This is a genomic window from Novosphingobium sp. BAM6 (assembly GCF_057784955.1).
On the sequence record NZ_JBYNTR010000024.1, the window covers coordinates 1 to 10,317 of the forward strand.

General features: G+C 60.2%; 9 protein-coding genes. 2 read left to right on the forward strand and 7 right to left on the reverse strand.

The features are described from left to right. Nucleotides 1–404 precede the first annotated feature (404 nt). From AC3EC3_RS19520 to AC3EC3_RS19545, 6 genes are all read right to left on the reverse strand, one after another. A protein-coding gene (locus tag AC3EC3_RS19520) for an IS3 family transposase (protein ID WP_488491241.1) occupies nucleotides 405–1,552 on the reverse strand; the annotation gives its coding sequence in 2 pieces (ribosomal slippage) (nucleotides 405–1,291 and nucleotides 1,291–1,552; 1,149 coding nt in all). A gap of 390 nt (nucleotides 1,553–1,942) precedes the next feature. Then, complete coding sequence (locus AC3EC3_RS19525; protein ID WP_488491242.1) at nucleotides 1,943–3,430, reverse strand: efflux transporter outer membrane subunit; 1,488 nt, start codon at nucleotides 3,428–3,430, stop codon at nucleotides 1,943–1,945. Next, complete coding sequence (locus AC3EC3_RS19530) at nucleotides 3,427–4,572, reverse strand: HlyD family secretion protein (protein WP_488491243.1); 1,146 nt, start codon at nucleotides 4,570–4,572, stop codon at nucleotides 3,427–3,429. The genes AC3EC3_RS19525 and AC3EC3_RS19530 overlap by 4 nt, the downstream gene beginning before the upstream one ends. Nucleotides 4,573–4,587: 15 nt before the next feature. After that, a complete protein-coding gene (locus AC3EC3_RS19535; protein WP_488491244.1) occupies nucleotides 4,588–5,526 on the reverse strand; it encodes an MFS transporter in 939 nt (312 codons plus the stop codon). An 11-nt stretch (nucleotides 5,527–5,537) separates the two neighbouring features. Next, nucleotides 5,538–6,104 carry a hypothetical protein gene (locus AC3EC3_RS19540; protein WP_488491245.1) on the reverse strand — a complete coding sequence of 189 codons (567 nt, stop codon included), beginning with the start codon at nucleotides 6,102–6,104 and terminating at the stop codon, nucleotides 5,538–5,540. Nucleotides 6,105–6,450: 346 nt separating this feature from the next. After that, nucleotides 6,451–7,434: a PhzF family phenazine biosynthesis protein gene (locus tag AC3EC3_RS19545; protein ID WP_488491246.1), complete on the reverse strand. Its 984-nt coding sequence runs from the start codon at nucleotides 7,432–7,434 to the stop codon at nucleotides 6,451–6,453. Between the two features lie 341 nt (nucleotides 7,435–7,775). Here AC3EC3_RS19545 and AC3EC3_RS19550 point away from each other — a divergent pair, with 341 nt between their 5' ends. Then, nucleotides 7,776–8,687, forward strand: coding sequence for a LysR family transcriptional regulator (locus AC3EC3_RS19550; protein ID WP_488491247.1), 912 nt, complete (start codon nucleotides 7,776–7,778; stop codon nucleotides 8,685–8,687). Between the two features lie 24 nt (nucleotides 8,688–8,711). Then, on the forward strand, nucleotides 8,712–9,164 hold the full coding sequence (locus AC3EC3_RS19555; protein WP_488491248.1) for a GNAT family N-acetyltransferase: 453 nt from the start codon (nucleotides 8,712–8,714) through the stop codon (nucleotides 9,162–9,164). A 24-nt stretch (nucleotides 9,165–9,188) separates the two neighbouring features. Here AC3EC3_RS19555 and dapF read toward each other — a convergent pair whose 3' ends face one another. After that, entirely contained in the window at nucleotides 9,189–10,004 is an 816-nt protein-coding gene (gene dapF / locus AC3EC3_RS19560) for a diaminopimelate epimerase (RefSeq protein ID WP_488491249.1), read from the reverse strand. Between the last annotated feature and the right edge of the window lie 313 nt (nucleotides 10,005–10,317).

Consider the following 10,317-nt stretch of genomic DNA (forward strand, 5'->3'; position numbering starts at 1 on the left):
ACCGACTGAATTATCGCATGTGAATATCGGCCCACGATCTGCTCCCCACCCGGGCGGCATCAAATCGGAATGGTGGGCGCGATCAGATCGGAATGGGTGGGCGGCATCGTCGGAATCCGCATCCCGAGCTTCTGGAGGAAAGAACCAAGAGATTGGATTAGCAATGCACCAAGAATCAGAGCGGCGATGCCCGGTGCTCACGGAATGCTGCAGCTATCGTGCGAAGCGCACCTCGAGATCCCTGATCTGACAACGACGAATGCAGGACGATCTGCGAAGAAGGCAACGCGGGCAGTCCAAATCGCTCGCCCACATCGATAACACCAACGGGGATGACCCGCTGTGCAAGTGCGCCCACGGCGAGGCCGGCTGAATGAGCTGCTGCCGGTTTCACGGACACGAGGTTAAGCTACCAGCGCTTGCCGCTCGAAGTCCATTGGGCTGAGATAGCCCAGTGTCGAGTGCCTGCGCGTTGGATTGTAGAAGCGCTCGATGTAATCGAACACGTCGGCCTTCGCGTGATTACGCGTCCGGTATGTCTTGCGGGCGATCCGCTCTGTTTTCAGCGACGAGAAGAAGCTCTCCATCGCTGCGTTGTCCCAGACATTGCCCGAGCGGCTCATCGAGCAGGTCACCCCGTTGTCGGCCATAAGTCGCTGGAACTGCTCGCTTGTATATTGGCTGCCCTGGTCAGAGTGGTGCAGCAAGGTGTCGGGTTTTCCTCGACGCCAGATCGCCATCACCAGCGCGTCGGTGACGAGCTGGGCGGTCATGGTGTCGCTCATCGACCAGCCGACGACACGCCTGGAGAACAAATCGATGACGGCCGCGACGTAGAGCCATCCTTCGGCGGTCCAGATGTAGGTGAAGTCGGCGACCCACTTCTGGTTCGGTCCATCGGCCGTGAACTGGCGATCGAGCACGTTGTCGGCGATGACCGACCGCTCGCCGACATCCTTCGGCAACCCACGCCGCCGAGGGCGTGCTTTGAGGCCGTGAAGACGCATCAGCCGCTCGATGCGGTGCAGGCCACACGAAAGGCCTTCGGCCAGGAGGTCGTGCCAGACGCGGCGTGCGCCGTATGTCCGGTAGCTTGAGACAAAGCTCGCCCGGATCTTGCCAGCAAGCTCTTCGTCACTGCGAGCACGGGCGCTGGGCGCACGCACAAGCCAAGCGTGGAAGCCGCTACGCGAAACACCGAGCGCTTCGCAAATCCACGATACCGGCCAGATTCCCCGGTGCTTCGCGATGAACTCGAACTTCATATCGAGTCCTTGGCGAAGTAGGCCGCCGCTTTTTTTAAGATGTCCCGCTCTGCCTTCATCCTGGCAAGCTCGCGGCGAAGCCGCTCAATCTCCTGCTGCTCCGGTTTCATCACGCCATGCCCGGGAAACGCCGATCCAGGGTCTGCTTCCTGCTCCCGCACCCATTTGCGCAGCACATTCTCATGCACATCGAGATCGCGGGCCGCCTGCGCCACCGTGACCCCTCGCTCCCTGATCAACTTCACCGCCTCGAGCTTGAACTCGCGGCTGAACTTCCGTCGTTGCATCCGTACCCTCCGGTCTCGAAAACACCTTATCTCGGTGTCCACGAAACCGGCAGCAGCTCAGAAACCGCGGCGGCGACAGCCGTGGTGCCCCCACCGGTAAAAACCTCCACCCAGGGCCGGCCTGCAGCATCCAGTGCGCGTGTCGCGAGGTTGCGGACCCCACAGGAAGCCGAGAGCGAGGCCAAACGGAGTGGCTCGTTGTCCCGCTGTTCGAACGCGGGAGTGGCAAACCAGCCAAAGCGCTGCTGTGCAAGTACTTCTCCATCGCGACGCTCGTCTTCTTGCCGGACAATCGCCGCGTCCAGCGGCCCAGACTCAAATGCGTCGAGCAATGTGCGTGATGACGGGAGCCTGCATTTGGTTCGCTGACAAACTGCGGACAGGACCGGCTCAGGGATGGGGCCGGTCCACCACATTCCATCCGCCACCAAGCGACTTGTAGAGAGCCACAAGGTTCTGCCGAATGGCTGTTTCGCTCTGGGCGAGCTCGTCTTCCCCCTCGAGCAGATTGGTCTGTGCGGTCGTAACGCTGAGGAGGCCCACTGAGCCTTCACGATAATTGTCCTCGGCGATCGCGAGGGCAGCGCGGTCCTGCTGCACCTCATCGGCAAGACGATCGCGTCGCAGCCGGATATCGGCATAGGCTGCCAGGGCCGTATCGGTCTCGTTCAGGGCTAGGATAACCGTCTTGTGATACAGGATTGCCGCCTCCCGCTGCTGTGCCTTGCGCAACTCCAGATTGCCTTTCAGGCGACCGCCCTGAAAAATTGGCAGGCTGATCGTGGGGCCAAAAGAGAAGGAACGGCTGGCAAAATTCCACACGTCGCCGAAGCCGAGACTGTCTGTGCCGAACCGACCGGTCAGGCTGATGTCGGGGTAGAAGCTGGCGACCGCTACACCGGTTTCTGCGGTTGCGGCATGCAGGGCCGCTTCGGCCTCACGGATGTCGGGTCTGCGGCGCAGCAATTGCGCGGGCAATCCGAGTGGCACAATCGGCGGTAAATCCGGCAATGTTGCTGCTGGAGCAACTTCGGGCTCGAGCGCGCGAGGCTGATCGCCAAGAAGGGAGCTGATCGCGTTGATCAACGCGATCCGGCGAGAATGGAGCATTGGGAGCCTGGCGGAAATCGCCGACTCTTGGCCTCCTGCCCGGGCCAGATCCAATTTGGTGCCCAGCCCGCTTGAAAACCGGTCTTCCACCACAGAAAGGGTGTGCTTTGCCGTCGCCAGATTGTGGCTGGCGATTTCTTCTCGCGCCTGGATGCCGCGAAGCTCCATATAATCCCTGGCCAGTTCGGCCAGAGCAGAGAGCGCAACCGCGTGGCGGGCCTCGATGAGTGCGTCGGTCCGGGCATCGGCTGCCTCGGTCGCCCGGCGTACACGCCCAAACAGATCGATGTCCCATGACGATGACAGAGCGTCGTTCCATTCACCGGTTTCCAACGGTGCTCCCGGCGCGCCTTCGACCAGCGAAAGAGGGCCATTGGGACTGAGCCGCTCGCGCGCATATTGGCCCGCCGCGCTGACGCTGGGAAGTCCGGAGGATCGTGTGACCGTTCGTTCCGCGCGCGCCTGCTGAATGCGCTCCGCTGCTGCCGAAAGATCCAGATTTTGCTCGACCAACTTGCGAACAAGCCGGTTGAGCTCGGCATCCTGGAAGCTGTTCCACCACGAACCATCCGCGTCGACCGTCGTGCCGAGGGAGGGCTCGGTTGTCAGCTGTCCCGTCCAATGCGAAGGCGTTTCCTCGCTGGGGCGGCGAAAGTCAGGGCCGACCATGCAGCCGGACAGTGCCAGAAGGAGTGGCAGCGCGAAACGGCCAGACCCAGCGCAACTGATGGCAGTGCTCCGCGCGTGACGCGGTTCCCGGCCGTTCATTTCTGCAACCTCGCTGCTGCCAGGCGTGTATGATGGTGGGAGATCACGGTCGCGAGCCGCGTGTCGATGCTTGTTTCAACGGACATGCCCAGCCGGAGATTTCCGATGCCCGGTTGATTGGGAACGAACAGAATCTTCACGGGAAGGCGCTGTACGATTTTGGTGAAGTTACCGGTGGCGTTTTCCGGACCGATCGGGGCAAACACCCCGCCCGTTGCCGGCGCTACGCTGTCGACGATCCCGTCGAAGTCAGTATCATAGGCATCGACGTGAATTCTTACGCGTTGCCCCGGCAGCACGTGTTTCAGCGCCACCTCTCGATAATCGGCTTCGACATAGGCCTCATGGAGCGGCACCACCGCCATCAGGGCAGAGCCGGGGCTGACGTAGTTCCCGGCTTCGGCGGCACGCTGGCCCACCATGCCATCGAAAGGCGCAATGATGCGGGTGTAGCTCAGGTTGAGCTTCGCCTGGGCTAGCGCTGCACGATCTGCCGTCACGGTCGCGCGTGCGGCGTGCTCCTGCGCGCGCAACATTTCCAACTGGCCGCGCGATGCCGTGGTGGTGGCGTCACTTTCTTCCAGTCGCCCTTTTTGCTCCTCAAGCGTGGCATCGGCCTGTTCCTGATCCTGCCGCGAGCCGGATCCTGTCGTGGCAAGATGGGCATATCGGCGTGCATTCACGCGAGCCAAAGCCATGCGCGCCACAGCCTGATGGACTTGCGCCAGGCCCTGATCGATGACGGCGGACTGCCGCTTGATCGACGTTCTAGCGTCAGCAAGCTGGGCCAGATCCTTGTCGAGTTGGGCCTCGGCCTGATCGAGTGCGGTCTGATAGTCACGGTCATCGATGATCGCGAGCACTTGGCCCCTTTTCACCATGTCATTGTCGTTGACGAGGATCGAGGCGATCTGCCCGGAGATGCGCGGTGCCACGGTCGTGTAGTGGGCGGTCACGCGAGCATCGTCGGTGCTGACGACCGCATGAGGCATGAAGATTTCGGCGAGAACAAAGGCGATAAACCCGAGAACCGCTATCGTTCCGCCTATCCAGAGCCAGCTTGGAAAGGGAGGGTGGATCGTGGCATGGGAGGCGGCCTGGTTCGACGAGGCACGCACTTCAGCGACCGCTGAAACGGACATTACGAGGTCTCCCGATTATTGGGCGGCGGCTGGAAGGGGAGCGGCGAGGGCGATACGGGGCGGGTGCGTCCGGACCGGAAGGATCATCAGCACAATCAGCATGATTGCCGTCATGCCTGCGAGAATGAGATATTGATCGGCAACAACGAGCACCATCCGCTCCACCGACAGGGTGCGATAGAGGTCTGTCAGGCTGGCGGGGCTACGGGGAGTTCCGTCGGGTAACAGAGGCGTTGGATGCTGCGGATCGAGCCCGACGCCGCGAGCGAGAGAATAGGCGTTGTTGCCAAGGCGTTCGAGAAGCCTCGTTGAATGGAATTGCCCCCGGAATCGCGACACGAGTTCGAGCAGGCAGGCGCCAAACGCCTCGCTGACCGCGCGCGGCAGATTGACCATGGATGAAGCGAATTGGCCCTCATGAGGCCGGACGCTGTTGGTTGACATCATCAACAGCGAGAGCACGATCGAGGCCTGCCCCAGGCTCGAGATTCCTTGCCACAAATAGAATTGATCACGGTTCCAGGCGGAGGTGAGTTGGCTGCTCCCGAGGCAGGACATCAGGATACAGAGCAAGCCGAAGCCGTTGACCCAGCGGCTGTCTATCCATGCCTTGTCCAGAACGGACACCATGAGAGGCAGGAAGATGAACTGAAGCCCTGCGATCTCCATCATGATGATCGCCGTCTGCAAGGGGCGGTATCCTTGCACCTCGCTGAGATAGAGAGAGGGTATCGCTGACGATGATAAGCTGATCGTGACGAAGCAGAACAAGGTGAAGACGCCGTAGGCGAAATTGCGCCTTCTCAACAGCCTGGGGCTGAACAGGGGGATCTCATGATGGATCTCGTTGAGGACGAGCAGCGGGATCGCGATCATGCTGACGAGTGCCAGAACGCATATGACGGGCGAGTTGAACCAGTCGAGCCTGTTTCCGTGTTCAAGCATTGTCGTCAACGCGCCAAGTCCTACGACCACAAGGGCGGTGCCGCTCCAATCATAGCGCTGGAGGCGATGATAGTTTGGTGGGTCGCGTGGCAGGCCATAGGAAACCAGCAGCGCGGAAAGAATACAGAGCGGGATCGTTTCGAAAAATATGAACCGCCAGTCGAGATATCCGTCCACAATGCGGCAACGCCAGCGCTCAAATTCGGGAAGAATGTGGCCGTCATCGCATAACAGGCGAGGCCATAAAGACGTATGGCTGGCTTGAGAAACCTCAATGCGGCGATCATCAGCAGCGGAATCGTGAATCCCTGGGAGAGGCCTTGCAACACGCGGAGACCGCACAAGACCTCAATGCCTGGAGCGTAAGGAATCGCGACGCTGGAAAGGTAATCGAGGGCGATGGCGAACAATACCATGCGCCGGAGGCTGACTGCCGCCGCCCAGCAGGGTGAAATGGCCATGCCGATGACCATGGCTGTAACGTACAGGCTTTCGAACCAGGTGCCGGGGTCATGGCTGATGCCAAGAGCCCCTTCGATATCCAGCAATGCGATAGAGCTGACCTGATCGTTCAGTTCCGTCGTCATGGCGGCGAAAATCACTCCCGCCAAGCCCAGTAGCGGTTTCAGTTCATTTTTTGAGAGAGACCCCATAATCAAGCAAAGCGCTGTTGATTTTGAATTCTGTTCATGAATCTCGACGAGAGGAATCCATTGGCTTCACGCGACATATAAAGAACCTGACAGGTTTGAACGTCAGGATAGCATAGCCATCAAGGGAGATTGTTCTGGTTGGCTTTTGGCAAGGCCGATTTGCATCGGTGCAAGTTTAGCCGCTGTCACGGTTCTCGCGTTCCAAGCAAGAAGCGGTACGCAGGCATGCGGCTGAGTTCGAATATTCGGGTGCCATAGCATCCTTCGATTGGGAGGGGCGCTAGACGAACATCACACCTTCGGCCGCCTTCACGGCGCTGCCGCCGATCCGTACGGTAAGATTGTCGGGGGTTTCTCCCGTCACCGAGATATAGACCCGGCTAGGGCGCTTCATTCGCACGCCTTGACGGCTGATCATGCGCCCGGCTTTTGCCAGCGGCACGATCCCGTGCGTGACCAGATAGGCCCCCAGCGGACCGCTGGCATTACCGGTCGCCGCATCCTCGGTGACGCCGAAACCGAGCATACGGCTATAGGCCGTGGCATCATCACCGGCATCTTCGAGCGAGAAGATCAGCACACCACGGCGGATCAGGCCGGCTGCGTCCAGCATGTGACCCAAAGCCGCGCGATCCAGTTGAGCGCGATCGACGGCCGCGCGCGTCTTCACCGGCATCATCAAGAAGGGCGCGCCGCAGGAAGCCTGCTGGACCGGGAAGTCCGCCAGATCTTCGGCAGTCAGGCCCAGAGCGGCTGCCGCGCTTGCCCGATCGGTCAGAGCACCACCCATTTCAGGCGGCTGCTGGCGCATCCATGCAAAGGCTAGCCGGCCGTCATGCCATTCAAGATCGATCGGCGTAGGTCCTGCGCCCAGTTGCAGCGTGACCGACTTGCGCCCCGGCGCGATCTTTCCGCGCGCCGCCAGCGAGAAAATGGTGCCAAGCGTCGGATGGCCGGCAATCGGAATCTCGGAGCCGCTGTTCATGGCGAAAAAGCGGATCTGGAAGTCGCAACCCGCTTGCGATGCAGGAAAGACAAAGGTGCATTCCGAATAATTGATCTCGCGCGTCATCGCCATCATGGTGTCGCCGGTCAGGCCGTCGGGAGCGACGAACACCGCCACGGGATTGCCGGTTAGCGCCGTTTCCGTGAAGACGTCATAGACCTCGTAGTTCCGCCCGGCGCGCGCACTGTCGGTGGTGGTCCTGGCTTGCGCCTCTGTACCTACCGCTGCCGCAGCAGCAGCTAGCCCCAGTCCCTTCAACACTGACCTCCTCGCGTCTTGCATGCATTATCTCCGTGTTCATTCCTGGCGTACGAGATCGGCGGCGCGAAACTGCTGAGCTGCATCGGACAGCGCATTGCTGTCGCTCGCATCTTGCCGAATGCTACGATAGCGGTAGCGACAGGCGTCAAAACATACGTCAAGCGCACCCTCGCAGTGCGCCGGACGCACTGGTGTTCTGATGAGGGTTTGCGATAGCCCCGTCGTGTGTTTCGAGCCGAAGGCTCGCTAGCGACAGGAAACCGGAATTGCCGCTCGCCAATCGCAACAGTGCAGTGCATGAGGCGTTATCTACACGCTCAAGCATTGCGCCAAGCGACATGACTGGACGGCTCGATATGGAGTATCCCGATCTCAATCTGCTGATTGCGCTTGATGCGCTCCTCGAAGAGGAAAGCGTCATTGGCGCGGCTCGGCGCATGGATCTCAGTCCGCCCGCCATGAGCCGGACCCTTGCCCGTATCCGGGCCGCTTTCGGAGATCCCATCCTCGTGCTGGCAGGGCGCAAGATGGTGCCGACACCTCGTGCGGAAGAACTCAGAGCCCCGGTTCATGCGCTGGTGAGTCAGGCGCTGAGTGTCATGCAACCGGCCAATGAGCAGTCGATGCGGGCTTTGCGCCGAACCTTCACCATTCGGGCCAATGACAGCTTTATCGTTGCCTATGGCGGAGAACTCGCACGCAGGGTTGGTGAACGGGCGCCTGGTGTCGCTATACGCTTTGCGCCGGAAGCGGGCTCCGATGATGCCGCATTGCGTGATGGGCATATCGACCTGCTGATTGGCGCAACAGAGGCGCTGGACCCCGAGGTCCGGGTCCAGACCCTGCTCAAGACAAACATGGTCGCGGTCGCCAGCGATACACATCCGATTTTCTCCGATGAGATCACGCCTGAGCGCTTTGCCGCCTTCGATCAGATCTCGGTGTCTCGCCGAGGGCGCATGAACGGCCCGATCGACACGGCGCTCGCCGCCTTCAACCTCCGTCGCAGGGTCGTTCTTACGGTGCCGACGTTTTCGGCGGCCTTTCTCATGCTGGCCAATGGCGATCTGATCCTGCCGATCGCGGATCTCTATGTAACGAAAGAACGGTCCATGCCGGCTGGGTTGCGGGCTTTTCCCATTCCTCTGGATCTCCCGCCGGTGACATTCCGGCTGGCATGGCATCCTCGGCTTGAGGCTGATGCAGCCCATCGATGGCTCCGCGATATCGTCAGGGAAATCAGCGGGTGAAAGTGATTTTGGGGCAAGATTGCTATGGTTGAGACGATCCGCCGTGCGATACTCGGCGATGCCGATAGGGTAACCCAGCTCACGCGGGCCGCCTATGCGAAGTGGGTTCCTATCATCGGGCGAGAACCCTTGCCGATGAAGATGGACCACGCGGCGATGATCCGGGACAATAGGGTCGATTTGCTGTTCGTCGGACAGGAACTGGCGGCTCTGGTCGAAGTCGTATGCCGGGAAGGCGACCTTCTTTTGGAGAATGTTGCCGTAGAGCCTGGCTTCCAGGGGCTTGGTTATGGAAAGCGCATGATCATGCATGTTGAGCATGTTGCACGGGACCTCGGAGTGCAATTCGTAAGGCTCTATACGAATGCATTATTTGAAATAAACATCTCGTTATACCGATCTTTGGGCTACTGTATCGAGCGAGAAGAGGTGTCGAATAAAGGCGTGATCGTGCATATGATAAAATTGATATCATAAATTCCGTATATGCCGCCAATCGGCTCAAGCGGAAAAACCGCCCTGCCAAGTCCCCGAAAAGGCTCGCTCTACAGGCCCGGATAGCTTCACCGCATTTTCTCCATCCCAGGTGACGCCGAGCAAGCCGCCGTCGCATTGAACCTGAACGTCTGCGGCCAGAAGTCCGCGGCGGATACCGTTGACGACCGCCGCAGAGGCGCAGGAACCAGAGCCGGGAGAAATGCCGGCGCCGCGTTCCCAGATTCGCAAGCGGATGGTGCCCGGGTTCAGAATCTGGACGAAATGGACGTTGGTTTTGGCCGGAAAGAGGGGATGAGACTCAATCTCCGGTCCGGTCACTTCAAGTGCAATAGCGTCGATATCGTCGACGAAGAACGTGCAATGAGGGTTGCCCATGCTGCATGCGGCCGGGCTTCCAGACAGAGGAAGCACCAGCGTATCCATCTCTGCGGCCAGTGGGGCCTGCGACCAATCCAGGAGCGGCATTCCCATCTCGACAGCAATGCCTCCACCCGGTTGGCGCATGCAAGCGAGCAAGCCCCTCGCAGTACGGACCGCCAGCGAGCTTTCACCGGTTTCATCCATCAGTTTCAGGGCGACGCCGCGCGTTGCGCTCCCACAGGCGTCGAGTGGCGATCCGTCAGCATTCCAGAAGGTAAGCCTTGCAGCGGCATCGTCGCACTCTGTCAGCAGGGTCAGTTGGTTGAACCCGATTCCCCGATGGCGGTTGCCGAGCAACCGAACCAGATCGTCACTGATCGGCGAAGGCTGTCCACGACTGTCGATGATGATGAAGTCGTCTCCATTGGCATGCATCTTTTCAAAAGGGATGGCGCGCATGGATCAACTTCCGTTTTGATTCTGCAAGGATTGGTGAAGAGCTTATCGCCCGCTTTTACCCTCTGATAGGTTGGGCTCTGAGCGTTTCAACCGGCCACTATGACGGAAAGGGACGGATCGGTGAGTGGATTCTGAGCCAGAACCAGTCGAATGGCCACAGGATGGGGGCCGCCCTGTTCACCAGCGGCCCTTTGCGGATTCCGACGATGCCGCCCACCCATTCCGATCTGATCGCGCCCACCATTCCGATTTGATGCCGCCCGGGTGGGGAGCAGATCGTGGGCCGATATTCACATGCGATAATTCAGTCGGT